General features: G+C 48.2%; 30 protein-coding genes. 2 read left to right on the forward strand and 28 right to left on the reverse strand.

The genetic code is table 11. From position 1 onward, the window contains the following. Nucleotides 1–82: 82 nt before the first annotated feature. The 24 genes from KNO71_RS12385 to prsW all read right to left on the reverse strand — a co-directional run bounded on the left by KNO71_RS12385 (nucleotide 83) and on the right by prsW (nucleotide 19,818). Entirely contained in the window at nucleotides 83–877 is a 795-nt protein-coding gene (locus KNO71_RS12385) for a menaquinol-cytochrome c reductase cytochrome b/c subunit (RefSeq protein WP_015881479.1), read from the reverse strand. Nucleotides 878–910: 33 nt separating this feature from the next. Continuing rightward, nucleotides 911–1,582: a menaquinol-cytochrome c reductase cytochrome b subunit gene (qcrB, locus tag KNO71_RS12390; RefSeq protein ID WP_015881478.1), complete on the reverse strand. Its 672-nt coding sequence runs from the start codon at nucleotides 1,580–1,582 to the stop codon at nucleotides 911–913. Nucleotides 1,583–1,601: 19 nt separating this feature from the next. Next, nucleotides 1,602–2,102: a QcrA and Rieske domain-containing protein gene (locus KNO71_RS12395; protein WP_015881477.1), complete on the reverse strand. Its 501-nt coding sequence runs from the start codon at nucleotides 2,100–2,102 to the stop codon at nucleotides 1,602–1,604. Between the two features lie 110 nt (nucleotides 2,103–2,212). Next, on the reverse strand, nucleotides 2,213–2,653 hold the full coding sequence (locus KNO71_RS12400; protein WP_015881476.1) for a YpiF family protein: 441 nt from the start codon (nucleotides 2,651–2,653) through the stop codon (nucleotides 2,213–2,215). 160 nt (nucleotides 2,654–2,813) lie between these two features. Continuing rightward, nucleotides 2,814–3,347 (reverse strand): ReoY family proteolytic degradation factor, encoded by a 534-nt coding sequence (locus KNO71_RS12405; RefSeq protein ID WP_015881475.1) that lies wholly within the window; start codon nucleotides 3,345–3,347, stop codon nucleotides 2,814–2,816. 23 nt (nucleotides 3,348–3,370) lie between these two features. Beyond that, nucleotides 3,371–4,645: a tetratricopeptide repeat protein gene (locus tag KNO71_RS12410; protein ID WP_214688851.1), complete on the reverse strand. Its 1,275-nt coding sequence runs from the start codon at nucleotides 4,643–4,645 to the stop codon at nucleotides 3,371–3,373. Between the two features lie 29 nt (nucleotides 4,646–4,674). After that, nucleotides 4,675–5,925 carry a 3-phosphoshikimate 1-carboxyvinyltransferase gene (aroA, locus tag KNO71_RS12415; protein WP_214688852.1) on the reverse strand — a complete coding sequence of 417 codons (1,251 nt, stop codon included), beginning with the start codon at nucleotides 5,923–5,925 and terminating at the stop codon, nucleotides 4,675–4,677. After that, nucleotides 5,922–6,977, reverse strand: coding sequence for a 3-dehydroquinate synthase (locus tag KNO71_RS12420; protein ID WP_214688853.1), 1,056 nt, complete (start codon nucleotides 6,975–6,977; stop codon nucleotides 5,922–5,924). The genes aroA and KNO71_RS12420 overlap by 4 nt, the downstream gene beginning before the upstream one ends. Continuing rightward, nucleotides 6,971–8,134 (reverse strand): chorismate synthase, encoded by a 1,164-nt coding sequence (aroC, locus tag KNO71_RS12425; RefSeq protein WP_214688854.1) that lies wholly within the window; start codon nucleotides 8,132–8,134, stop codon nucleotides 6,971–6,973. The genes KNO71_RS12420 and aroC overlap by 7 nt, the downstream gene beginning before the upstream one ends. A gap of 9 nt (nucleotides 8,135–8,143) precedes the next feature. Further along, complete coding sequence (locus KNO71_RS12430) at nucleotides 8,144–8,923, reverse strand: CheR family methyltransferase (protein WP_015881470.1); 780 nt, start codon at nucleotides 8,921–8,923, stop codon at nucleotides 8,144–8,146. 101 nt (nucleotides 8,924–9,024) lie between these two features. Further along, on the reverse strand, nucleotides 9,025–9,444 hold the full coding sequence (ndk, locus tag KNO71_RS12435) for a nucleoside-diphosphate kinase (RefSeq protein WP_015881469.1): 420 nt from the start codon (nucleotides 9,442–9,444) through the stop codon (nucleotides 9,025–9,027). Between the two features lie 91 nt (nucleotides 9,445–9,535). Then, the gene (locus tag KNO71_RS12440) at nucleotides 9,536–10,498 is read right to left on the reverse strand and encodes a polyprenyl synthetase family protein (RefSeq protein WP_078146741.1); all 963 of its coding nucleotides are present in this window, start codon (nucleotides 10,496–10,498) and stop codon (nucleotides 9,536–9,538) included. A 3-nt stretch (nucleotides 10,499–10,501) separates the two neighbouring features. Further along, complete coding sequence (locus KNO71_RS12445) at nucleotides 10,502–11,203, reverse strand: demethylmenaquinone methyltransferase (protein ID WP_015881467.1); 702 nt, start codon at nucleotides 11,201–11,203, stop codon at nucleotides 10,502–10,504. A 20-nt stretch (nucleotides 11,204–11,223) separates the two neighbouring features. Then, nucleotides 11,224–11,796 carry a heptaprenyl diphosphate synthase component 1 gene (locus KNO71_RS12450; RefSeq protein ID WP_015881466.1) on the reverse strand — a complete coding sequence of 191 codons (573 nt, stop codon included), beginning with the start codon at nucleotides 11,794–11,796 and terminating at the stop codon, nucleotides 11,224–11,226. A 126-nt stretch (nucleotides 11,797–11,922) separates the two neighbouring features. Next, entirely contained in the window at nucleotides 11,923–12,195 is a 273-nt protein-coding gene (locus tag KNO71_RS12455; protein WP_015881465.1) for an HU family DNA-binding protein, read from the reverse strand. A gap of 109 nt (nucleotides 12,196–12,304) precedes the next feature. After that, the gene (locus KNO71_RS12460; RefSeq protein WP_214688855.1) at nucleotides 12,305–13,015 is read right to left on the reverse strand and encodes a hypothetical protein; all 711 of its coding nucleotides are present in this window, start codon (nucleotides 13,013–13,015) and stop codon (nucleotides 12,305–12,307) included. Nucleotides 13,016–13,020: 5 nt separating this feature from the next. Next, nucleotides 13,021–13,221, reverse strand: a complete 201-nt coding sequence (locus KNO71_RS12465) for a DUF2768 domain-containing protein (protein WP_015881463.1) — start codon at nucleotides 13,219–13,221, stop codon at nucleotides 13,021–13,023. Between the two features lie 96 nt (nucleotides 13,222–13,317). Beyond that, entirely contained in the window at nucleotides 13,318–14,343 is a 1,026-nt protein-coding gene (locus KNO71_RS12470) for an NAD(P)H-dependent glycerol-3-phosphate dehydrogenase (RefSeq protein WP_031421751.1), read from the reverse strand. Nucleotides 14,344–14,360: 17 nt separating this feature from the next. Further along, a complete protein-coding gene (der, locus tag KNO71_RS12475; RefSeq protein ID WP_214688856.1) occupies nucleotides 14,361–15,671 on the reverse strand; it encodes a ribosome biogenesis GTPase Der in 1,311 nt (436 codons plus the stop codon). A 137-nt stretch (nucleotides 15,672–15,808) separates the two neighbouring features. Further along, nucleotides 15,809–16,957 (reverse strand): 30S ribosomal protein S1, encoded by a 1,149-nt coding sequence (gene rpsA, locus KNO71_RS12480; protein WP_015881460.1) that lies wholly within the window; start codon nucleotides 16,955–16,957, stop codon nucleotides 15,809–15,811. A 154-nt stretch (nucleotides 16,958–17,111) separates the two neighbouring features. Next, nucleotides 17,112–17,735, reverse strand: coding sequence for a lysophospholipid acyltransferase family protein (locus tag KNO71_RS12485; protein WP_015881459.1), 624 nt, complete (start codon nucleotides 17,733–17,735; stop codon nucleotides 17,112–17,114). After that, a complete protein-coding gene (gene cmk, locus KNO71_RS12490) occupies nucleotides 17,732–18,406 on the reverse strand; it encodes a (d)CMP kinase (protein WP_031421747.1) in 675 nt (224 codons plus the stop codon). Before cmk ends, KNO71_RS12485 begins: the two co-directional genes overlap by 4 nt. 74 nt (nucleotides 18,407–18,480) lie before the next feature. Continuing rightward, the gene (locus KNO71_RS12495; protein WP_078146738.1) at nucleotides 18,481–19,146 is read right to left on the reverse strand and encodes a flagellar brake protein; all 666 of its coding nucleotides are present in this window, start codon (nucleotides 19,144–19,146) and stop codon (nucleotides 18,481–18,483) included. Between the two features lie 15 nt (nucleotides 19,147–19,161). Beyond that, nucleotides 19,162–19,818 carry a glutamic-type intramembrane protease PrsW gene (prsW, locus tag KNO71_RS12500; RefSeq protein ID WP_078146737.1) on the reverse strand — a complete coding sequence of 219 codons (657 nt, stop codon included), beginning with the start codon at nucleotides 19,816–19,818 and terminating at the stop codon, nucleotides 19,162–19,164. A 107-nt stretch (nucleotides 19,819–19,925) separates the two neighbouring features. Between prsW and KNO71_RS12505 the strand changes: the two genes are divergently transcribed. Together KNO71_RS12505 and KNO71_RS12510 are read left to right on the forward strand one after the other, a co-directional pair. Further along, on the forward strand, nucleotides 19,926–20,897 hold the full coding sequence (locus KNO71_RS12505) for an asparaginase (protein ID WP_015881455.1): 972 nt from the start codon (nucleotides 19,926–19,928) through the stop codon (nucleotides 20,895–20,897). Nucleotides 20,898–20,948: 51 nt separating this feature from the next. Next, a complete protein-coding gene (locus tag KNO71_RS12510; RefSeq protein WP_078146736.1) occupies nucleotides 20,949–21,929 on the forward strand; it encodes a YpdA family putative bacillithiol disulfide reductase in 981 nt (326 codons plus the stop codon). A 38-nt stretch (nucleotides 21,930–21,967) separates the two neighbouring features. Here KNO71_RS12510 and KNO71_RS12515 read toward each other — a convergent pair whose 3' ends face one another. The 4 genes from KNO71_RS12515 to KNO71_RS12530 all read right to left on the reverse strand — a co-directional run bounded on the left by KNO71_RS12515 (nucleotide 21,968) and on the right by KNO71_RS12530 (nucleotide 25,909). Next, nucleotides 21,968–23,236 carry a Glu/Leu/Phe/Val family dehydrogenase gene (locus tag KNO71_RS12515; RefSeq protein WP_015881453.1) on the reverse strand — a complete coding sequence of 423 codons (1,269 nt, stop codon included), beginning with the start codon at nucleotides 23,234–23,236 and terminating at the stop codon, nucleotides 21,968–21,970. 146 nt (nucleotides 23,237–23,382) lie between these two features. Then, the gene (locus KNO71_RS12520) at nucleotides 23,383–24,309 is read right to left on the reverse strand and encodes a D-alanine--D-alanine ligase (protein ID WP_078146735.1); all 927 of its coding nucleotides are present in this window, start codon (nucleotides 24,307–24,309) and stop codon (nucleotides 23,383–23,385) included. Nucleotides 24,310–24,406: 97 nt separating this feature from the next. Next, complete coding sequence (locus KNO71_RS12525) at nucleotides 24,407–24,985, reverse strand: adaptor protein MecA (protein WP_015881451.1); 579 nt, start codon at nucleotides 24,983–24,985, stop codon at nucleotides 24,407–24,409. 60 nt (nucleotides 24,986–25,045) lie between these two features. After that, on the reverse strand, nucleotides 25,046–25,909 hold the full coding sequence (locus KNO71_RS12530) for a MerR family transcriptional regulator (protein WP_078146734.1): 864 nt from the start codon (nucleotides 25,907–25,909) through the stop codon (nucleotides 25,046–25,048). Nucleotides 25,910–26,095 lie beyond the last annotated feature (186 nt).

Consider the following 26,095-nt stretch of genomic DNA (forward strand, 5'->3'; position numbering starts at 1 on the left):
TCAATCCTTTTTCTTCAGTTTATCGTATGCGTCGTGCAGAAGTAAAAAAGTGTAGCCCGATATCCAGGCTACACTTGAAGACTTACTTGTTATTTTCGCCGCCTTCACCGTATGAAGCGATGAACTCAGACATGGCTTGGAGATCTTCATCTGAACCGTCCCACTGACCAGCTGGCATCGTACCGACACCGTTGACCGCGATTTCCGCGATCTCTTCGGCCGTATACTGCGTTCCGACGAGTGCTGGAGCCGCTGCTCCACCTTCTAGGTTTTGACCGTGACAGTTGACGCAAGATTGAGCCGAATAAATCTCATATCCTGGAGCCGCTGTATCGATTTCAGGACCTTCACCTGGAATTTGAAGCTCACCTTGTGCATGGACTTGATCCCAGTGTGTCGTTTGAACAGATTCCCAAGTCAAGTAGAAGACCGAGAGAATTCCAAGTAACATGAAACTGATCGCGACTGGTCGTTTCGCCGGTCGACGCTCAAGACCTTGGTCAAGCCATGGTGCAACGAGAAGTGCCGTGAACGCCAAACCTGGAATAATGACTGTGCCGAGTAAGATCCAGTCCCCAGCAGCGAATTGATATTTGAGTAATTGATACAAGAACAAGAAATACCAGTCCGGCAACGGAATGTATGACGTGTTCGTTGGATCGGCGATATTTTGAAGCGGTGGTGCCTCGACAATTGTCAAAGCGATGAATCCGATCAAGAAGACCGACCCTACCATCCACTCTTTAAGCAAGAAGTTCGGCCAGAACGCCTCTGTGCGTCCTGGGTATTCTGAATAGTCTTTTGCAATGTTTTGTTTCCGATTCGAGATTCCTACTCGAGAGTCGGTTACAAATTTCATCCCTTTACCGCGATGCATATCGTTTCTCCTCCTTTTTCTCCTCGAATCGGCTTATAGCGGTCCAGAAACCCCTTGTTTACGAATCATCAAGAAGTGGGCTCCCAACAGTCCGAACAATGCCGCCGGTAAGAAGAAGACGTGAATTGCGAAGAATCGTGCGAGTGTGCTCGCCCCGACAATCTCACCACCAGCGAGAAGTGTCTTCGCAATACCACCGATAACCGGTACACTTTCAGCGATTTGAAGCGTAACTTTTGTTGCGAACAATGCCTTCATGTCCCATGGAAGCAAGTATCCTGTGAGTCCGAGCGCCAAGACGACGAAGAACAAGAGAACACCGACGACCCAGTTGAGCTCACGCGGCTTCTTATACGATCCTGTGAAGAACACGCGGAGCGTATGTAAGAATAACATGACGATGGCTACAGATGCGCCCCAGTGGTGCATCCCACGAACGATTTGTCCGTGTGCGATCTCATTTTGCAAATAATACACCGACGCGTGCGCGTTGATGATATCTGGTACGTAATACATCGTCAAGAACATCCCTGAAAGGATCTGGATGACGATTGTAAAGAACGTCAAACCGCCAAAACAATAGACAAATGCAGAGAAGTGATGAGCAGGGTTGACGTGTTCCGGTACTTCATGGTCTGCGATATCGCGCCAGAGCGGTGTGATGTCTACGCGTTCATCGACCCAGTCATAAATTTTTTGTAACATCGGCTAGTTCCCCCTCTCATTACTGAGCGACTGGACTACCTAAATATAGGAAGCCGTCTTTTTCTTCTTTTTCATAACGTGCAAGTGGTGCTGTCGGTGGTGTACCTGGGATGTTCGTTCCATCTTTTTCATAACGTCCCAAGTGACATGGACAGAAGAATTCTGTTGGACGAGTCGGGTCACCAGCGTAGGCTACCTGACAACCTAGGTGTGTACAAATCGGAGAAAGCGCGACAATCTCGCCACTATCTGTTTTGTAAACCCATGCTGAAAGCGTTTCTTCAAATTCATACCAAGCATCTTGTGTTTGTTTCTTAAAGTCGACACGTTGCGGCTCAGTCGTGATGTCATCAAGACTCATTACTTTTACTTTGTCGCCTGCACCGGATTTTTTCAAAACCGGATCGATCGCAAAGTTGACCATCGGACTGATCAATGTTGCCGCCATAAAGCCACCTACTCCAGTCAGTGTGTACGTTAAGAACTGACGGCGCGTGACTTTTGACCCATTTTGAGCCATTTCGTTCCCCCCTCATTCGTGTGCATAACCCCATAATTCTTTATGCATTCTTCACAAAAATTTCTCACTCAACAAAATAGTATATCAATAAAACCTCTACGTCAACCGCTTCATGTCGCCATCCAACGGCTCGAAAGTTCCGTGATGACTTGCGTCGCAAAATTCTGGACCATCGTGTGCGCCTGATCGCTTGACATCGATCCAAGCGCGAGCGGCGGTACGAACAAAACCGGCAAATCAAATGCTTTGAAACGGACGTCTGACGCGATAAACAATACGTGAGAAAATCCGGATGAATTTGCTTTCGCCACCACATCCTGCGCCAACTTCACACCAGCTTCCACATCGGTGTAACTGATGGTCGGGCTGAGCATCGTTCGACCAGATAATTGACGTTCTGTCTCAGCCGTGACGGCATGAATCACTTCATAGCTTTCGGCTTTACGAACCATATCTTCACCAAACGCCAATTCTGCGAGCGGAACGATGAGCGTATCGACGTATTGTCGTTCGGCAATCGAGCGGAGTGCCCCTTGACTATCGAACCTCATCTTTTCCCTCCTCTCCTTCATATCTCATCATGTCTATTGTAGCGTACATGACTTCGCTCACCTTTCAAAGTTATGAACGAACTGTGAAATAAATGTGTATTCCTACGTAATTAATATACCAAAAAACAAGCGCCTACCGGAACGGAAGCGCTTGTTTTTTTCAAAATAATTTAGATGCTCGCACTTGATGAAGTTGAGTCGTCAGATTGCGGAATAAATTCTCGTCTCGTCGGTCGAGCGCTTTATCGATTTCAATCAGCAATCGCTCTTCTTCAAATTGAGCAACCGATGCTTGAATGACCGTTTGAGCAGAGGAAGAGACTTCGTCTCTCACTTCTGCCACTGGTTCAAACGGATTCTGTTCGACGATGTCGACCCAGTTCTCATCGATCATCATGCCTTGAAAATTTAACTCTACATAGATTGGCCCATCGTGTAGACGGATGTCATGATAAGCCTTCTCAGGATTCATGGTCACAAGGTCTCCCCGTCGGTATCGAAACGGTTCACCGTCAAACCCGTACGCTGTCATCACGAGACTTCGTGGTGAGACTGAAGCGTTTGTCACGAAATGAACGTTGCCAAGCTTTTCAGGATGTCTTAACCAATAGTCAAGAATCCACTTTGCTTCACGTTTCCGAAGCGTATGATGAGCGACGAATCGCTTCAAAAAATTACGTTTCCGCTCGACCATCTGACCTCATTCCCTTCCCTTATTCATTCTACGTCATCAGACAATTGTTCGAGCTGTTCTTCGAGCAATTGGCGATCATCGAGATCGACCACCAATGCAAGCGATTGCTCGACCACACGTCGCGCATCTTGTCTACGACCTTCCTCTATCAACAGTGTAGCCCATTCCGTCACAAATGACACGTCCTCTTTCATGATCGGCTCAATTGAGGCATACAGACTGACCGCTTCGTCATACGCTTCGAGCTCATATTTCGCCTTCGCCTTGTACCATGTCATGAGCGGCGACGTCGTATGATCTTCGAGTGCATCGATGGTTTCGAGAACGTCATCGAATTCTCCTGCTTCAAATAAAATCGACAAGAGCAATTCTGTCGCTTGTAACGATTCTGGATTTAACACGAGCGCCTCACGCAGTTCTTTAATGGCACCGTCCCGATTTCCGAGTTTGAGAAGCAGCCTTGCTTTGACGTGCCGCAGTTCATCATTATAATCGTCGCGCGTAATGCCTTGATCGACGATCTCGATGGCCTCTTCCGTTTGCCCGATTGCATCGAGTGCCTCGGTATAAGGCAAGTAGAGCGACGTGAAGTCTGGGTCCATCGCCTGAAGCTCTTTGAACTGCTTGATCGCAACTTCCTCACGTCCGATCCGATGAGCCGTCATCGCATGACCGAAGACGGTGTTCAAATCGCGATGTGTGGCCCGCTCGTATTCCTCGAGCGCCTCTTCAAACGACCCGACCATCGTGAGGGCCTCCGCGTAATCCGCTTGATAGTCGATTTCAGCCGGCAACTTCATCTTCGGAAGACGCGCATAAAGTGGAATGGCTTGTTCAAATGAACCGGTCGAGGCATACAATTCAGCCAATCCATAGATGAGTAAAGGTTCATCCGGATTTTTCTCGAGCGCCTCCATCAGTTTCTTCACTGCCACTTCATCCAATCCTTGCGATTGATACAGGTCAGCGAGGAGGACGAGGCTCCTCACTTGCGTATCTGCGTCATCCGATTTGATTTTTTCAAGCACGGCAATCGCTTCCTCTTCACGGTCACTATCCAAATACGCTTCCGCTAGCGATAAGGCGACATTCGAGTCTCCCTCATAGTCGACGTATAGCTTTGAGAGAACGGCTGTCGCTCGGTCGGCAAGACCTAACTCTAAATAGAGGTCAGCGATAGCTAAACGGTCATCATCCGACCCTTCCTTCTCAAGTTCTTCTAAATGCATGAGTGCATGTTCCGTCTCACCTGACTCAAGCATCTCGATTATATGTGTTAAAGCTGATTCATCTAGCATGGTTCGTCCTCCTGGGCTTCGGTTTGTCGTTATTCTATCTTACGTTGAACCCGTTGTAAATCTTCACGGAATCGAGGATAGCTGACATCGGATGCCTCGATCCCCTCGATGTGAACGGCTTCATCGGTCACGAGTGACGCAATCTGTAACATCATGGACAAGCGATGGTCTCCGTAAGTCGAGACATCCCCTCCGTGAAGGCGACTCGGCTGGACGATGAATCCGTCCTCGGTGCCGACGATGTCCACACCTAATTTGCGTAGTTCTGAGACGACCACGTCAATCCGGTCGGTTTCTTTCACGCGCAGTTCCGCTGCATCTTTTACGATGGACGGTGAATTCGCCTGAGAGGCGACGAGAGCGAACAGGGGTAATTCATCAATCTGTGAAGGAATGAAATCCTTTTCGACGACCGTGCCGGATAACTCACTCGTCGTGACCGTGACGTCCCCGACTCGTTCTTCACCGACCGATCGTTCGTTCGAAATGACGACATTCGCGCCCATCCGTTCGAGCGTACGTAAAAATCCGATCCGCGTCTCATTCAAACAGACGTCCGTCGTCGTAACCGAACTATTTGCCACCATGGCCGCCCCTGCCCAGAAAAATGCAGCCGATGACGGGTCTGCCGGTACGTCGACCGTACATCCGGTCAATGTCGAGGGTTCGACACGGATGACGCGTAACCCTTCTTCGTTTACAATCGACAGCTTCGCACCGAATAGGGGCAACATGCGCTCGGTATGGTCTCGTGACAACATCGGTTCTCGAACAACCGTCGTACCCGAGGCATGTAAGCCGGCAAGTAGGACGGCCGACTTCACTTGGGCGCTCGCGACCGGTAACGTATAGTCAATCGATTGAAGCCCCGTCCCTTCGATGACGAGAGGCGCCATATCCCCGGTCACATGTGCACCCATGTTTCGTAAAGGCTCGGTAACGCGGCGCATCGGACGTCTAGATAACGATTCATCGCCTACGAGCTCAAACGACCCGTCATAGCCGGACAAGAGTCCGATCAGAAGGCGCATCGTCGTACCTGAATTCCCACAGTCAAGCCGTGCCGAGCGGGGAGACTCGATGCCTTTAATGACTAGTTCGTCTTGCTGTTCTGTCACATCGGCTCCAAGTGATCGAATCGCCTCGATTGTCGAACGACAATCGGCACCGAGGAGCGGATTCCGCACGTGCGTCGTCCCGTTCGCCATCATCCCGAATAATAATGCCCGATGTGTGATGGATTTATCACTCGGTACACGGATAGAACCGTTTAAACTCATCGTTCCCACCATCCTTTCATCTGTTCAAACGTCTGTTGAAGATGTTCGAGCTGTACCGACTCAACGGTGATCGTTTCACGAAGTAACACAAAACGAATTGCACCGTGACGGTTCTTTTTATCCCGAATCATTTTTTCCACGTAGCGGTCGAATGGTTGCCAATCGATTGGCGTGACGTCATTTGAACGCATCCAATCGAACAACCGCATCGCTCGAACTTCATCTCCTGACACGAGGAAAGCGAACACCATCCCATGTAAAACTGCTTCCCCATGTGGGATCCGATAGGCTTCCACCGACTCAAGGGCATGACCGAACGTATGCCCAAAGTTGAGCCAAGCACGAATGCCCTGTTCTCGCTCGTCCGTCTCGACAATGGCTTGTTTCACTCGAATCCCACGAGCAAGCCACGACACCCAATCCAATGGTTCGTTCTCGTTCAAGTCTAAAAACAAGTCGTCCTCGAAAGAGGATTCGAGGACGTAACGTGATAAGTACGCATGTTTCAATAACTCACCGAGACCGCTTCGCACTTCCTGGACGGGCAAGGTGTTCAGTCGAGTGACGTTGTAATAGACGCCTGATGGCTGATAGAACGAACCAATCGCATTTTTCGCAAGGGGGTGATTGACTGCCACTTTGCCTCCGACAGCCGAATCGTGAGCCAAAATCGTCGTCGGCACTTGTATGTATGGAACGCCTCGCATGTAGACACTTGCTAAAAAGCCAGCCAAGTCGCCGATCATCCCACCACCAAAGGCGACAATCAACGTCTGGCGGTCACATCCATGGCGCAATCCTTCTGCGACAAGCTGCTCGAGCTGAGATAGCGATTTCGACGCATCACCCGCTTCGACGACGGACGAGACGACGTGAGGATGGGTCAGTTTCAACGTAGAACGGAACGACTCTCCGTAAAGAGACTCGACATGTTTATCCGTGACGACCCATAGCATCGAATACCTTGACCAATCAACCGAATCGATCCAACAATCCTGATTGTCCAAGACGACGTCGTATGGGGTCGATGCTGAGATTGGAATCGTTACCATACTCGTAACTCCTCCCGATACTCATCGACTCGATGTTTGATTCGTTCCATCGTGTCGTGCCCGAACGTCTCACACATTTCCTTCGCGATTTCAAATGCGATGACTGCCTCAACGACGAGTGACGCGGCAGGCACGGCGCACGAGTCGCTCCGCTCGATTTGAGCCAAAAATGCCTCTTTCGTATCAATATCGACCGATTGTAAGGGTTTATAGAGGGTGGGAATGGGCTTCATGACGGCTGAACAAAGGATCGGCATCCCCGTTGTCATGCCCCCTTCAAATCCACCGAGATGGTTACTCAGTCGCGTATATCCATCATCCCCGTATGCGATCGGGTCCATCACTTCAGAACCCGGACGATACGCCATTTCGAACCCTTCACCGAATTCAACACCTTTAAACGCGTTGACACTCATGACCGCTTGTGCGATTTTCGCATCCAGTTTACGGTCATACTGCACATATGATCCAAGTCCCGGTACAACACCATGTACTTCTGTACACACGATCCCACCGATCGAGTCTCCATTTGCCTTGGCCTCATCGATGCGATGCATCATTCGCAACGCGGCCGCTTCATCTAACGTACGCACCGGTGACGCATCGACGACTGCTTGTGCTTCTTGAAGCGAATCGAATGTACACGACTCCGCACGTTCCCCACCAATCACTTTGACATAACTAAAGAGGGACACCCCGACTTGTTGAAGGAGTTGCTTACAGAAAGCTCCGACCGCGACACGAGCCGCTGTTTCCCTTGCGCTCGAGCGCTCCAACACGTCACGTAAGTCTCGATGGTCATACTTCATCCCACCGACCAGGTCAGCATGTCCAGGTCTCGGCCGAGAGACGCGGCGCTTCACTTCGATGTCGCTTTCAATCGGTTCCGCCTGCATGACGTGTTTCCAATGCGTATGGTCTTTATTCTCAATCCAAAAAGTGATGGGTGCACCCGTGGTCACGCCATGCCGTATTCCCGAACGAACTTCTACTTGGTCTGACTCGATTTGCATGCGGCGCCCTCTACCGTAACCAGATTGACGTTTTTTTAACTCCGCATTGATTTGCGCAATATCGATCGCGAGTCCGGCTGGGGCCCCTTCAATGATGACCGTCAGACCGGGACCATGTGATTCACCAGCTGTCAAATAACGCATCCGATCACCTCATCCATCTATTTTTTCATAAAAGAAACTTTGCTTCATTGCGTAGCCATAACGCTTCGGTTGGAAAATTTGTTCCGTTCCACCGACAAATAGCATCCCACCTGGACGTAACGCCCGTTGGAATGATGTATATACCTTCTCTTTCGCTTCTTCAGTGAAGTAGATCAAGACATTTCGACAGACGATCAAATCAAAGTTACGTTCGTACACATCCGCTAACAAGTTATGCTTCTTAAATGTCACGAGTTGCTTGATCTCATCTGAAATATAATAGTCGTCGCCACGACGGGTAAAGTAGCGCTTCTGAAACTCCTCCGGCAAATCGATGAGCGCCCGCTCATGGTACTTTCCTTGCTTCGCTTTTTCGATGACGACATCATCTAAGTCCGTGGCCATGATTGAAAATTGAGATGGGGCCAGATGTTTCGACAACAACATGGCAAGTGAGTATGGCTCTTCTCCTGTTGAACAGGCAGCACTCCATACGCGAAGTTTCCCTTGACTCGAGCGAATCAGATGCGGGAGGATGTCCTCTTCAAGCTGTTGCCAACGAATCGGGTTGCGATAAAATTCACTCACATTGATTGTCATCCGGTCGAGAAACTCCTCGTAAAGTTGACGATCTGTATCCATCGCCTTCAAATACTCCAAAAACGATGCATACCCCTTCTTTTCGCGTAGTGCGACCATACGGCGCTTCATCTGCGCCTCTTTATATAAGTTCAAGTCAATACCCGACTTGATATAAAACTTTTTTACAAAGATGGCATAATCATTCATCACCAATTTCAACCTCAATTCTTTCTCATTTCCGCATTCTTCTGATCTCAGGCAACTCAAAGGGAATCAAAAAGGGACAGGTTTCCCCGTCCCTCGAAAAGTCATGAAACGTGTGAAGCCACTTCAGCGAACCAAAGTGAGAGTTCACGTTCCGCGCTGTCCACACTATCAGAACCATGAATCACGTTTTGTGACATCGTCGATGCAAAATCGCCGCGAATCGTTCCTGGTTGAGCATCCACTGGCTTCGTCTTCCCGATCATTAAACGAGAGACGGCCACGATGTCTTCCCCTTCCCATTCCATCGCAACAACAGGACCAGAAGTCAAAAACTCAACCAATTCACCAAAGAACGGCTTTTCTTTATGCTCTGCGTAGTGTGCCTCTGCGACCTCAACTGACGGTGTCACCATTTCGAGACGGTTCAACGTATATCCTTTGTTTTCGAAGCGTGAGATGATTTCCCCAATCAATCCACGTTTTACCCCATCAGGTTTAACCATTAAAAATGTCTTTTCCATTCCCCAAATCCCCCTAAGTCTATAAATGTGTACGATGTACGTATTTAGTGTACACGGTCCGACACATTTTTGAAAGGGGTTACATGGGCATTCACCATTTGCGTTTCCCAATATATTGCGCAATTTCAATTAACGATCGCTTGTCCGGAACATCCGGCAACCCGTCTAGTCGGCGGATGGCACGGTTGACGTAACGATCGATCGTCCGTTGACTGCGTTCTAACGTTCCGTTTCGTTGCACTTCTCGGACGAGAGATTTCGTCACTTCCACATCCGTCGAGGCGTTCACTTGACGGAGACGTTCATAAAAGTCAGGGTCCTCAGATGAATACAGGAGCGGTAACGTTTTATGACCGTGCTTCAAATCTTCCCCGACCGGCTTACCGAGCTGAAAACTCTTAGCGGTAAAATCGAGCAAGTCATCCGTCATTTGAAAAGCCATGCCGATATCATATCCAAACAGACTTAATTGCCTCACGATTTGTGGAGACGCTCCAGAGATGACAGCTCCTGCCGCACAACTCGTTTCAATCAACAGAGCGGTCTTTCGCGCAATCCGATCTAAATAGCGCTTCGGTGATTGCCCCCACTCAAATTGATCTTGGATTTGATTGATTTCACCGACACAGATTCGTTCCATCGTATCTGCCATGATGCGCATCACTTCTGGTGAATCAATTTCGGATACGAGACGAATCGCTTCCCCGAATAACGTATTCCCTGTATACATCGCTACTGTTTCATCATATCGTTCCATCACGGTCGGTTTGCCACGACGGAGCATCGCGTCATCGATGACATCGTCATGCACGAGTGATGCCATATGAATCAACTCAAGACTTGAGGCAACTTTCGTCAAACGGATATCTTTCGTCTCACCGAACCCGGCGCTCAGTAAAACGAAGGCGGGTCGGATGCGCTTGCCACCGGCATCGAGTAATTGGCGCGATGCCGATTCAATGACAGGGTGGTCCGTCCTGACTCGAGTAGATAAGAATTGATCGATTTGATCAATCTCTCGGTTCATATGACGATAAAGTCGCTTCAAAGACATGGTTCACCACTTCTTTCCTAGATGCATGGCACATGCACCTCCGGAGAATGTCTTCACTTCGACTTGTTCAAACCCGGCATCTTCGAACATCCGCTTGAGCGTCAAACGGTCTGGGAACTGATCGGTCGACTCCTGCAACCACTTATACTGATCGTATGAACCGGCAAAGACCTTACCGAAAAGCGGCATGACCGTTCCAAAGTAGAAACGATACAACTCTTTAAAAAGCGGTGCTGTCGGTTGGCTCGTTTCAAGACAAACGACCGTCCCACCTGGTTTCAAGACACGGTGCATTTCACGCAAGACCGTCATGTAGTCTGGAACGTTTCGGAGTCCAAATCCGATTGTGACATAGTCAAAGGAGTTGTCACCAAACGGAAGAGCCATCGCATTTCCATGAAGCAATTCGATGTTCGGCCAAGATTTGACCTTTTCCTCTCCCACTTTTAACATGTTCTCTGAAAAATCGAGTCCTTTCACAACACCCGTGTTTCCAGCAGCATCTGCCAATTGAATCGTCCAGTCAGCCGTCCCGCAACAAACGTCTAAACATTTAGCCCCCGGAAAGACGTTCATTTTTTTCATCGTTGTCCGTCGCCACCATTTATGAAGTCGGAAGCTGATAATCGAGTTCATCGTATCGTAGCTCGGAGAAATGGACTGAAATACTTCGTATACTTTTTGCTCTTTTTCTATCGGTTGCAACGCGTAACATCCTTTCCGTTCTAAGCGACCGCATGCGCGAGCAACGTCGTGAGTTGCTCTTTTTGGTCTTGTCTAAGCGCTGTCGCTTTCTTTTCAATCATTCGTTTCCCGCTCGTTGTCAAATAAGGTTGTTCAATCAGTTCGGAAAGTGTTTGAATCAATCCGACGTTCGCTTCGAGCCAAACGTTCATTGAAACGTTCTTCTCAAGCAATAAGGTGCACTTCGCCGCATTGACCCGCTGTACAGACTGACCGAATCGATCACTGTATGATGATGGAAAGTCCGTCAAGATTTTATAAAACTGAGCCGATGCAAAGTCTCCGGCGAGCACTTTTAATTGGCGTGCCAAAGACCCGTTCGGGCTGCTGTTCACTTGGTCGTGTAAATCAAGCGCTTGATGTGCGAAATAGGTTGCCATCACGAGTTGTCGATGCTCAATCGATTCCAAATCAATCATCTCGACCATCCAACGAAGCAATAACATGTCGACGGCTGGTACAACCTCGTGTTTCGTCAAATAGGGATGATTCATACGTGTTTCGATTTGACGAGCAAGGTCTGTGACAACGAATTCATTTGTCAACTGTTCCATGCTATCCCCCCTCGTCCACTTCATTGTCATTCTGACATAGTATAGCACATTTTTGTCACATTCACGTCATTCGAACTCGCAAACCCAACAAAAAAAGCCGCCTTTCGGCGACTTATGTATTGCAGATTACTTGACCGCATCCTTGAGCGCTTTACCTGCTTTAAATGCAGGAACTTTGCTCGCTGGGATTTCGATATCTTCTTTTGTACGTGGGTTACGACCTTTACGGGCAGCACGCTCACGAACTTCAAAAGTACCAAAACCGATCAATTGAATTTTCTCACCGTTTTGGAGTGCTTCAGTGATTGATTCAAACGTAGCTTCTACGATTTTCGTTGCTTCTTTTTTAGAAACATCGGCTTTCTCAGTAACAGCTTGGATCAATTCAGTTTTGTTCATCACGATTCACCTCCTCTCACAGGGAGTTTACGGGATTAATCATATCGTACAAACGTTGATATGACAACATTTTTTGCATGATTTCGCGACATTCACTATCAAAACAGGTTCAGTTGTTTAAAAACACGACCTCTCCTTGTTCATCAATTGTGTATCCTTGCGAATAAGCTGGGGCGAATGGAGCATCTTTATAGAGCAAATAACGAATGTCTTCGCCTATTTCCGGCGACTCATCCGTCTTTTGAAGCGCTTCCTTCACATCTTCTCGATAGTCTACAAACAGTTGTCCCGTGCCATCCACATAGATTGGAAGTTCACGGTCCGAATAGGGACTTGGAATGAACGGCTCTTCCGTGAAAAAGATTTTATCATAATCGAGCGTGAACTGATTCTTACCTAATGATCCGTCAAATGGGAACTTGCCTTCTTTTGCCCGAAACGCGTTGATGTTCGTTTGAAGTTGCTGCAACCGCTCAGACACACGCAAGTCAATCAACTTCACAGTCGGTTCCGTCTCTACATCGACGAGGATATATTGGAACAACCCGCCACCTTCGAAACTATTCGCCGGTGGGTCCGCTAAATAACCGGGCACGAGACGAGCGAATTCAACTGGGTAACGCTCCATGAGAGGCGTTTCCGCCGGTTTTGTTTTGATTGGTAATACCCCAGATTGCTCACGATAGGCATCGACCGCACTTTGTACCGTATTCAATTGGTCTTCATACGGGATATTGTTGGCCCGTTCTGAATCAGGAAACATACATCCAGCTAACAGTGTCGTCAAAATCAAACTGATAGCGACAATCTTTTTTTTCATCACGTTTATCCTCCAGTCGGTCCTGAGACGACGACAAAAATCATGATAACAGTCCCAAATAAGAAAATGATGAAGGCAATCAGTCTGACGAGCGTGGCGAACCAACCGCTCAGTTTTGTATGACTGAGTGCGACCATTAATGCAGCGATGGCGAAAGCCCCGATCCCTGCGAATGATATCCACATTTTGATGAGTGACGGTGTCACGTCTATCCCCCTACTTTCTCTATGTTCTCCAGAATTCAAGTTTAGCAAAAAAAAGCGAGGAACTGAACGAAAACGTCAGCTCCTCTCTCAATCTGTCTATTCTTCAAAATGGAAAACTTGTTCCATCTCGTGTTTTTGCGGGCGTCTCATCAATTTCTTCACTTCATCATGAGGGCTTTTCCCTTCAAACAACACGTTATAGAGCGCCTCTGTGATCGGCATCTCCACACCTGCCTCTTTCGCAAGGGAGTGGGCCGCTTCACAGGCGCGGACGCCCTCGACGACCATTCCCATGTTTCCGAGAACGTCTTCTAACTTTTCACCACGCCCGATGGCATTACCGGCTCGCCAGTTACGGCTATGTTGTGACGTCGCTGTCACAATCAAGTCTCCGATTCCTGTCAATCCTGAGAACGAGGCCGGGTTCGCTCCAAGCTTCACGCCAAGTCGCGCAATTTCTACAATCCCACGAGTCATGAGGGCAGCTTTCGCATTGTCCCCATAACCGAGTCCATCCGTCATACCTGCCGCTAGAGCGATGATATTTTTCAGTGCTCCGCCGTATTCGGCCCCAACGACGTCAGAATTCAAGTACACGCGGAACTGATCGTTTGTGAGGAGTTCCTGCACTTCATCCGCGACATCAAGGTCAGCACATGCAATCGTGATGGTCGTCGGTTTCCGGACCGCAACCTCTTCAGCATGAGTCGGTCCTGTCAATACACCGATTGCCCGACGTTTAGCCGGTTCGATTTCTTCGGCGATGATTTCTGAAAGACGCTTATGCGTTTTCGGTTCGATCCCCTTCGCGGCATGAACGATGGTGACAGGTTCAGTCAACAAGGTGTTCAATTCCTTTGAGACAGGACGAATCGCCGAACTCGGGACGACGAGAAAAACGATACTCCGACCGTCTAACGCCTCTTTCAAGTTCGTCGTCGCACGAATGGATTCAGGTAATGGCGCGTCTTTCAAATAAAACGAGTTCGTATGTGACGAGTTGATTTCATCCACATGTTCTTGTTCACGTCCATAGAGCAGGACATCATGGCCATTATCTGCTAACACGAGCGAGATGGCCGTTCCCCAGCTCCCTGCTCCGATGACAGCTACGTTTGCCATAAGTGGCACCCCCGTTATTAGTTTTTCTGACGAGCCACGATGTGAATCGGTGTCCCGGTGAAGTCAAATGATTTACGGATTTGATTCTCTAAATAACGTTTATACGAAAAATGCAACAACTCAGGATCGTTGACGAACAAGACGAACGTCGGCGGCTCGATGGCCACTTGAGTTGCGTAGTTGATCTTCAATCGTTGTCCTTTATCCGTCGGTGTCGGGTTCATCGCAACCGCATCGACGATGACATCGTTCAACACGCTCGTCGAGATTCGACGGCGATGTGTTTCAGCCACTTGTTTGATGACAGGCAACAATGTCTGTAAGCGTTTTGACGTGAGCGCTGATAAGAAGACAACCGGCGCATAGTCGAGGAATAAGAATTCTTGACGAATCTTCTCTTCCATCTTCTTCATCGTCTTATCATCTTTTTCAACGGCATCCCATTTATTGACGACGATGACAATCGCCTTCCCGGCTTCATGCGCGAGACCAGCGACACGCTTGTCTTGCTCGATGATTCCTTCTTCCCCGTCGAGGACGACGAGAACCACGTTTGAGCGTTCAATCGCCTTTTGTGCGCGCATGACACTGTAGCGCTCTGTTGATTCATATACTTTCCCGCGTTTACGCATACCTGCCGTATCGATGATGACATACTCTTGTCCGTCACGTGTGAACGGTGTATCAATCGCATCACGAGTCGTACCCGCAATGTTTGAAACGATGACGCGCTCTTCACCAAGGATTGAGTTCGTCAAGCTTGATTTCCCGACGTTCGGGCGACCGATCAACGAGAACTGAATCACGTCTTCGTTGTATTCGTACTCGTCTTTTTCTGGAGCGAGTGCAAATACTTGGTCGAGTAAGTCACCGAGTCCTAACCCGTGTGTACCCGAAATTGGGAACGGATCTCCAAATCCGAGAGAATAAAACTCATACATGAGATCTCGCATTTCAAAGTTATCCACTTTGTTCACGGCAAGGACGATTGGTTTGTTCGAACGGAACAACAAGTTCGCGACTTCTTCATCAGCCGCCGTGATCCCTTCACGTCCATTCACCATGAAGATGATGACGTCCGCTTCATCGATTGCAAGTTCCGCCTGATGACGCATTTGAACGAGCAACGGCTCGTCCCCTACTTCGATCCCACCTGTATCGATTAAATGGAACTTACGGTTGAGCCACTCTCCTGTGCCGTAAATACGGTCACGTGTGACACCCGGTTTATCATCGACGATCGAAACACGATCACCGATGATACGGTTAAAAATTGTGGATTTTCCGATATTCGGACGGCCAACGATGGCCACTACTGGAATTCCCATAACAACACCTCACTAACTTTCTATCAAAATTTCATCATTTCATCATTTCGAAACGCAACTTACCTATCATATCACAGGCAAAATTAAGTGACCATACAAAAAGAAGCGGGAGCATGACTCCCGCTTGAACGATCATCTTATTTAGAGTCGTCCGAAGAATCATCACCTGTCAATTCCGAGACAGAGAATCCTCCTTGGTCGCTATATTCATCAAGCAACGCTTGATCATCATCTTGACGAGTCGGTTCAGATGATTCGAGCGCACGCATCGACAATGAGATTTTCTTATCATCGAGATGAACATCTAGCACTTTCACCTTCACTTCTTGGCCTTCTGACAAGACTTCAGACGGCGTCGCGATGTGACGGTTCGCAATTTGCGAGATGTGAAGCAAACCTTCCACTTGTGGTGCGACCTCGACGAACGCACCAAACGTCACGAGGCGTTTGACGGTTCCTTCGATGACATCCCCCGGTTGGATCTTCCCTTCGATGGTTTCCCATGGACCAGGTTGTGTCTCTTTGATGGAAAGTTTTACTTTTTCATTATCTAAGTCGAGCCCGAGTACTTTCACTTTCACGCGGTCGCCTTCAGTTACGACGTCGCTCGGCTTCTCCACACGGCTATGGGCCATTTCCGAGATGTGAACGAGACCGTCCACGCCACCGATATCGACGAACGCACCGAAATCAGTCAATCGTTGGACCGTTCCTTCAATTACTTGTCCGACTTCAAGCGATTCGAGCGTTTCCGATTTCTTCGCGCTCATCTCTTCTTCGACAACTGCTTTATGTGACAAGATGACGCGGTTTTTTTCGCGGTCAATCTCGACGACTTTTACGGTAATTGGGTTATTCAAGTATGACGAGAAGTCTTCGACGAAGTGACTTTCGACAAGGGATGCAGGGATAAATCCACGGATTCCAATATCGACGACAAGACCACCTTTGACCTTATCTTTCACCATCACTTCAAACACTTCACCCGATTCGAATTTTTCAACGATCCGATCCCATGCTGCTTCGGCATCGACGTCTTTTTTCGAAACGACTACTTCTTCGTCCGTGACCTTTTTCACTTTGACACGAATCTCGTCGTTCACTTGGAGTGATTCGTTTAAATCGTCTAGATGCATGCTTGATACTTCGCTAATTGGCAAAATCGCTTCGGTCTTATAACCGATATCGATCAGCGCTTGCTTATCCTCGATTTTGACGACTGTTCCGGTCACAATTTGACCACGATTAATTTCAAAATCAGGCATATCTTTCATTTCTTCGACCATTCCAACACTACCCCCTCACGATGAGTACAAAAAGGAGCGCCAAAGGCGCTTACACCTAGTATAAATCTCTTATAATTCCGAGAATTTGTCAAGGCGTTATGAAGATTGTACCTCTATTGAAAGAAGTTTAAACCTCAATTCCACAATCCGTTTTTCACTTCGTGAATGAGTGCTTCAAGTAGAGGTCGGCAATCGTATCCATGATCAAGTCGGCCGCTTCTTGTGCACTCGCCTTGCGTGCTTTCAGTTCTGACAAGTCGATCGGCTTCCCGATGACGACACGGAGTTTTGCGCGAAATTTATACTTTCCAATGATGGCGATCGGTAAAATGTGCGCATCCGAACGCATCGCGAAGAATCCGACACCGGCTTGCGCTTTCCCGAGCGTACCGTCTTTTGAACGCGTTCCTTCAGGAAATATAGAGATGACTTCATCCTCTTTCAACTTTTGAAGTACGACACGAAGCGCTTGTCGGTCACCTTCTCCACGAGATACTGGAATTTGACCCGCCCGATTCAAGATGTGCTTCAGTACCGGGACACTAAAAAGTTCTTTCTTCGCAAAAAAGCGAAGGGGACGCTGCTTTGGAATCGCACAGGCGAGTAATACCGGATCCCAATTTGACTGATGGTTCGAACAGACGAGAATCGACCCGTCCATCGGAACGTTCTCCCGTCCGATGAATTCGACCCGAAACGATGCTCGTTGAATGACGTTCACGACAGCTCTCGCTAATCGATACATGCCGAACGGTCCATTGTTCAATGGCTTACTCATGCTTTCACCTCTTCAATTAATCGTTCAATCGCTTGAACCACTCCGTCAATGGATAACGTCGTCGTATCGAGGAAATGGGCATCCTCTGCTTGACGTAAAGGTGCCACCTCACGTTCAGAATCGCGTTTGTCACGAAGCGCAATCTCTTCGATCAGTTGTTCATAGTCGCTCGGGATGCCTTTCGAGACATTTTCTTCATGGCGACGACGGGCACGTTCTTCGACCGAAGCGGTCATGAACACTTTTAAGTCGGCATTTGGTAAGACATGTGTCCCGATATCACGGCCGTCCATGACGACACCGCCTTCTTTAGCCAAATCACGTTGAAGGTCCATCAAAGCATCACGCACTTCAGGTTGACGTGCGACGAAACTGACGTTATTCGTCACTTCGCTTGAGCGAATGACAGATGTCACCTCTTCCTCTCCGTCAAAAACGCGTTGTCCCTCTTCAGACGGGACGAGACGAAGTGACATGTTCTCGATCATCTGAGCAAGTGCAGGTCCGTCCTCGAGCGCAATCCCTTCATTCAAGGCGCGATACGTCACGGCCCGATAGATTGCACCGGTATCGATGTACACATACCCTAATTGTTTCGCAAGCGACTTGGCAATCGTACTTTTCCCGGCACCCGCCGGTCCATCTAAAGCAATTTGTAATGATTTTTTCATACAAAACGGGTATCGAGTGTTCCCGATACCCTCCTCCTCTCGGTCAATAATCCCGAGAACATCATAACAGTTTTTTATCTTGAAGAAAATACAGACCCTGTCCGCTTTCGCGCTTCAAGCTGAACACGGAAGCAGTATCGCAAAATCGTCTCTTGGTCACGAGGGGTCAAATCTTCGAATGCCAAAGAGAGTTCTTGCTTCACTTCCTGCTTATGTACGCGAACAAGGCGGCTCTTAAGACGGAAGTTCTGGGGCGAGCCATGCTCATCCTCAATTCGAAACACGACAATCAGGGACTCATCTACTTCGATTGGAGCGCGGTTGGCGATGATTTTCATCCCCCCAGCAGATATGTCAAGAGATGTCGTTTCGAACGATTCGAAACTTTCCCCATCGGCTGCAAGAACGGTCACTTCAATCATTTCTGGAACACGTAAATATTCACGACGCTGAATCCGTTTGATTTTTTTCTCGTCTGGCAAATTGAACGCATAGCGTAATGTCATTTGGGCATCGCTGATCCGCTTCACGACTTTCGTGTCGAATGCGAACAGCTGATTGTCTCCTTGGAAGAAAAAGACCCGCATGGCCTCCTCTTCATGTAAAAAAAATGTTTTGAGCGTCGTCATGTCACTCGGTGACTCAATCCATACGACTTGATCGGTTATTGCTGCAATCTTCGTTTTCCCCTCTGCACGCCCTTCCACTTCGATTCTCAATTCTTGACCTTCTTTTAACATACTGACTCTTCCCCTTTATTTAAATTGTCGACGATTGGACAAGTTGGCCGCTCGCACGAGTAAAAGTGCCACGGTCCATAAAATGACGATATAAAGCACGGCAGGAAGCTTTTGATTCGGTTCGAGTATCAAAATAAAATCAAACGTTCCATGGATGACCGTCGCAGAAAAGATTGCCATGAACAGCCAGAGCCGTTCGCGTGCCGAATGCTTCGCTCGCCCCAAACAGTACCCCATCACGACAGCGAACAAAGCGTGACCGCTCACAGGCAGGATCGCTCGCCAAATCGCAATTTCTAATGAATCGTACACCCATAAGTATAAAAAATTCTCTAAAGTCGCAAAGCCTAATGAGCAGGCGACCGCGTAGAGAATCCCGTCGTAGTAATCATCAAAGACTTTATGTATATATATTGTATAATAAATCATAAACCATTTAAAAAACTCTTCAAGCAGGGCAGTGGCGACATACGCCTGCCAAAACGGTCCAGTAAGCACTCCCTCTTCAACGAACGCATATTGGATAAACATGATCGGGAACACGAGAACGGCTCCGGCCACGAAAGAACGAATCACATATCCGAGCGGTTCCGCCTCCAACTCATGGCGTAGATAGAAGTAGGAAAGAAGGGCGAGCCCAGGTGCAACCGCAGACAAGGCGATTGCGATCATGATGCATCTCTCCTTTCTCTCCCTAGCATACACTGAATTGTCTGAAAGAAAAAGTAGAGAACGCCTAGAAAATGGAAATCTTCATAAAAATAATTAGGAGGACACTTATGAATCATTTATTACTGATCCACACCGGCGGTACTATCGCCATGTCACAATCCGGCACAGGACACGTCGAACCGAGCGATGTCAATCCAATCGACGCCACCCTTCCGAAAGCGACGGATATTGCTCACATTACAACAAAGCACTTTTCAAATATCCCGTCACCTCACATGACTCCAGAGAAGATGCTTGAATTGGCACAGTTCATCCAACGTGAACTGACACAAGACACGTATGACGGGGTCGTCATCACGCACGGTACCGATACATTAGAAGAGACGGCTTACTTCTTACAAATCACGCTCGGTGCGCCTGTCCCAATCGTGTTGACAGGTGCGATGCGGTCCTCGAACGAGGTCGGTTCGGACGGGGAATTTAATTTAATCACAGCGCTTCGCGTCGCCAAGAGCGAAGCGGCTCGTGGAAAAGGCGTGCTTGTCGTTTTCAACGGTGAGATCCATTCGGCATTTAACGTGACCAAAACGCACACATCTTCAGTCGACACATTCAAGTCTGTACACTTCGGTAACGTGGGTATGGTCACAAAGGACCACGTACTCATCTATAGCCAACCGGCGACGAGACAGCCGAAAATGATTTCGTCCATTTCAAAACGTGTAGCCGTATTGAAAGTCGTCGCAGGCATGGAACCGGATTTACTCGAATCTGTAATCACGCTTGGATACGACGGACTCGTCCTCGAAGTGTTAGGACAAGGGAATGTTCCGCCGTCCCTCTTATCCGCACTCGAACATTTAGTCAAAGAGATTCCCGTCGTGATCGTCAGCCGTTGCTTCAACGGAATCGTTCAAGATGTTTACGGTTACGATGGGGGTGGCAAACAACTGAAAGAGATGGGTGTCATTTTTTCAAACGGATTGAATTCACAAAAAGCTCGTTTACGACTTCTCGTTGAACTCGAGTCCGGCTCATCCCAGTCAGTCATGGAACATAGTTTTAGTTTCCAGCAATAACCTTGCGCAACTGCGCCCCCTTCCCTACAATGAGCAAAGAGGTGATATTCAGTGAACAAACAAGCAATTATTGTAGGTGCCGGGCCATGTGGCCTCTCGGCCGCCATCGAACTCGAGAAGATTGGAGTCTCTTGTACGGTGATTGAGCGTGGGAACATCGTCGACGCCATCTATCGGTACCCGACGCATCAAACGTTCTTCTCGTCTGCGAGCCTGCTCGAAATCGGAGACATTCCGTTCATATGTAAGGATTTGAAGCCACGTCGTCAAGATGCACTCGTCTATTATCGAGAAGTCGTCACACGTACTGGTTTAAACGTTTACCCGTTCGAAACGGTCGAGTCGGTCGATAAAAAGAATGACCGGTTCGTCGTGACATCGAGACATGAACGACGTGGTGAAACCGTTCGGGAAGCGGACTATGTGATATTGGCAACAGGCTATTATGGTCGCCCTCGTCTGCTTGACGTGCCTGGCGAAACGTTGCCGCACGTCCATCACTATTTCAACGAGGCACATCCTTATTATCGACAACACGTCACGATCATCGGTGGGAAAAACTCCGCTGTCGATGCGGCAATCGAACTCGAAAAGGCCGGTGCCTATGTGACGGTGCTCTATCGAGGGGATTCGTATAGCCCTTCCGTCAAACCATGGGTCCTCCCAAACTTCGATTCACTCGTCCGTCATGAGAAAGTTCGAATGGAGTTTGAGGCGACAATCGAACGCATCACCGATGATGGAGTTTACTACCGTCAACACGGTGAAGAGAAACATGTCTATGCAGATCATGTCTTCGCGATGACCGGTTATCAGCCCGACCACCACCTGTTCGAAAGTGCAGGCATTGCGATCGATGAAGAAAGTGGTATCCCGACGTACGATGAAGAAACGTTTGAAACAAATGTCGAACACCTCTTCATTGCTGGCGTGGTCGCAGCCGGAAACGATGCGAACAAGATCTTCATTGAGAACGGTAGATTCCACGGCAAGGCGATTGCCGAAGCGATCGCAAATCGTATTAATGTATAAAAAAGTTCGGTCAACTTGAGTTGACCGAACTTTTTTGATTAGACCCACCCACGGAAACGTGAGGCTTCCGCCATTTTGCGTACACCGACCATGTAAGCGGCGAGACGCATATCGACTTTACGGGCCGAAGATGTATTGTATACCGTATTGAACGAGTGAACGAGTACTTTTTCAAGTTTCTCCTCAACTTCTTCTTCCGTCCAATAGTAACCTTGGTTGTTTTGTACCCATTCGAAGTATGACACCGTAACCCCACCACTTGACGCCAACACGTCAGGCACGAGGAGAATTCCACGTTCAGTCAAAATTTTCGTTGCTTCGTTCGTCGTCGGACCGTTGGCCGCCTCGACCACGATCGATGCTTTGATCGCATCCGCATTGTCTTCTGTAATTTGGTTCTCGATCGCAGCCGGAACCAAAATATCACAATCGAGCTCTAACATTTCTTTGTTTGAAATCGTATTTTTAAACAATGTCGAAATCGTACCGAATGAATCGCGACGATCTAACAAGTAAGGGATGTCGAGACCGTTCTCATCATGGATGGCTCCATACGCGTCACTGACTGCAATGACTTTCGCCCCTGCATCGTACATGAATTTAGAAAGGAAACTTCCCGCGTTTCCGAATCCTTGGACGACGACCCGTGCACCTTTCAATTCGATTCCGCGACGGAGTGCCGCTTCACGAATCATGATGGCCACGCCTTTTGCCGTCGCTGTCTCACGACCATGCGATCCACCAAGAACGAGCGGTTTTCCTGTAATGAATCCAGGTGAGTTGAATTCATCGATGCGACTGTATTCATCCATCATCCATGCCATGATTTGTGAGTTTGTGAACACGTCCGGAGCCGGGATATCTTTTGTAGGTCCAACAATTTGACTGATGGCCCGGACGTATCCGCGACTTAAACGTTCGATTTCACGGAAACTCATCTCGCGTGGGTCACAGACGATTCCGCCTTTCCCACCACCGTAAGGCAAGTCGACGATTCCAGCTTTTAAACTCATCCATACTGATAATGCTTTGACTTCTACCTCCGTTACGCTCGGGTGGAACCGAATTCCCCCTTTAGTCGGTCCGACCGCATCATTGTGTTGAGCGCGATAGCCTGTGAAGATCTTCGTTGAGCCATCGTCCATGCGAACAGGGATCCGAACGGTCAGCATGCGAAGCGGTTCTTTTAATAACTCGTACATCTCATCTGGATAGCCGAGTTTATCTAAAGCTTCGTGAATTACCTCTTGTGTCGATTCCAAGATGTTTTTTCGTTTTTGATGACCTTTTTCTTGATCCGTAATCATGAAGGTTTCCTCCCCTAAATTGTCAATTCTCCCCCAAGAATTAACCTCGTATTCGTTTAAAAGTATAGCTGATACGCGTTCAATTTGAAAGGGCTTTTCAAAAATAATGAAAGCGTTTTCTCGATGGATGACGTGATCCAGATGTCTTACTTCGCTACGCGCTCAATTGCGAGCTCGATAAAGCGTTCCAATAGCTCACCGTACGAGATTCCGACTGTCTTTGCACTATCCGGAAACAGGCTAAGCGGCGTCATGCCCGGTAGCGTATTCGTCTCTAAAATGTAGGCTTTGCCTTCTTCTGAAACGAGGAAGTCAGAGCGCGAATATCCTGAACAACCGAGCGCGCGATGCGCCAGGACTGCCGCCTGTTGAACCTCTGATGTCAAATCGTCCGAGATTTCAGCCGGACAGACATGAATCGAACCACCTTCCGTATACTTCGATTCATAGTCGTAAAATTCATTTTTTGGAATGATTTCAATGACAGGAAGAGCCTCTTCTTTCCCGAAGTTCCCGATGACGGGAACTGTCAGCTCTTTCCCTTTGATGTACTGTTCAACAAGTACCGCTGAATCACAAGCAAACGCCTTTTCAATTCCTTCACGTAACATCGCTTCGTCCATGGCAATCGTCAGACCGTTCGACGATCCTTCCTGCGCTGGTTTGACGACACATGGGAATTCCATCCCCCACTCAGCGACTTTTGCATCGATCGATTCCCGTGACTCGATTAAGACGTCACGCGCGACGCGGATCCCGGATGCCGCGAAGATGATCTTCGCTCTCGCCTTGTCCATCGCCAGTGCAGATGCCAAGACACCTGATCCCGTGTAAGGAATCCCAGCCATTTCTAATAACGATTGCACACGACCATCTTCACCATACTTCCCGTGCAACGCACTGACGACGACATCGACGTCCATCGTTAATAACTCGTTTGCACGTTCCGGATGAAAGTCAATGGACGTGACCTCATGACCACGTTCCGTCAACGCTTCTATCATTCCTTGCCCGCTCGTGAGGGATACCTCTCGTTCTCCTGACACTCCACCATATAAAACAGCGACTTTCATTCCAATCTCTCCTTCAACTAACTACTGAAAATTCAAGTCTAATCATAACACGGACATCCTAAAAACAATAGGAACAGAAAAGTAAAAAAAGCCGTACTCATGCGAATGCATCGTACAGCTCTTTCACGGCTTGTTCAGTTTGAATCGTCTTTCCGTATTCCATCATAACGTACGGGCTGACCGTAGTCGTCTTGCCGTACTCGGACAAAATGGCCGCGAGTCGTTCTTCTACCTGCGAAGGAAGCACCTCAACGAAGTGAAGATAGTAACGACCGTTGTAATGATAAAGCGTCCCACCCTGCTCGGTTTCATGTATATGCGGGAACAGACGAATCGAGGCGTTGATCACATCTTCAATGTCATCGAACTGATAAATCAAATGATGGATCACGTCAATCGTCAATCGAATCTCGACCTGTTCGACATCGAGCTCAGCAATCGCTTCACCTTTTTGAACATCGATGACGAGTCCATCGCGAGGAAACATTGTCACATTCAAATCAACCGCTCCTTGCGGTGAAAATCCGTACTCACTTTCTGCTGTTTCAAGAAGTTCTTTCCACAGCTGCTGACCGTTTTCCCCCACGATCGTATCGATGGCGATTCCACGTAACGAGAGCTCATTCGCAGTCACATATACACGAAGATGTTCTTTTGTTTGTTTTTCAAATCTCAATCGAAAACCTCCAGTGAATAGTCAATCCTAATAATAAGCTACTCCCGTTTTCATCCCGTGTCAAATAGTTGATAACCATTTTGTCCACTCTTCAGGAGTGTCGCCAAGAAATGACCCATTGAATCGACCTCTCTCCAGGCTGACCGCATATCCACCTGTACCAATTTTTAAGTCAGGATGCTCGTTTTGAATATAATCCATCGCCTCTAACAAGTTCGGAATATGCTCAGTCAACGTACATGCGAAGATGAGACAAGACGTGTCGATATCATGTAACGCTTTACTCAAATCTTCTTTCGGGAAACCCGCTCCCAAAAAGATGACGTCGTATCCATGTTGACGCAAATAGAGCGTGACAAACAATAATCCGATCTCATGCATCTCCCCAGGTGCACAGACACAAGTGATACGTGGCAGGAAGGGGTTCATCGGCATCTGAAGGGACAGCGTCGAAAGTCGCGCTCGTAAAAATGCCGTGGCGAAATGCTCGTGGGCAATAGTAATCGAGCCATTCTCCCATCGTGAACCGATTTCCATGAGCAGTGGCCCAATCACATCCTTCGTCACTTTTTCAAAACTGAACGTATTAAACGCACGATTGATCAAATCATGAGCTGTCCGTTCATCAAATGAGAGCAACGCATGGAGCAGCCCGTCTTTCAATTCTTCATCATATAGTTTGGCCGTTGTCGGTTCTGGTTCAGGCGCTTGATGAAGTTGTTGAATGGCTTGTGAGACAGAAAGCCCTTCTTTCTGCTTGTTCACGACCCATTTGATTTTTTCAACATCCTGATCTGAATACAGGCGGTGACCGGATTCCGTTCGGCTCGGCACGATAAACTGATAGCGACGTTCCCAAGCGCGAATGGTCGTCGGATTGACGCCTGTCAAGGTCGCCACGGTCTTGATGGAGTATTTCGGCATCTCCGCCCTCCTCTCTTACTCGTTCTTATGATATAAGTATATCCTCAACGCAAGAGGTTTACCCCTTTTATTGTGCAATCGAGAATTTTTTAAGAATGACGGTTTGTCAAATTAAGCGCAACACTTCCTCGGTGAATGCCTCGTGTGCTGTTCGCCAGCCGAGGCACTTCCTCGGCCGCCCGTTGA

It is taken from the genome of Exiguobacterium sp. s163 (assembly GCF_018617135.1).
Lineage (GTDB): Bacteria > Bacillota > Bacilli > Exiguobacteriales > Exiguobacteriaceae > Exiguobacterium > Exiguobacterium profundum.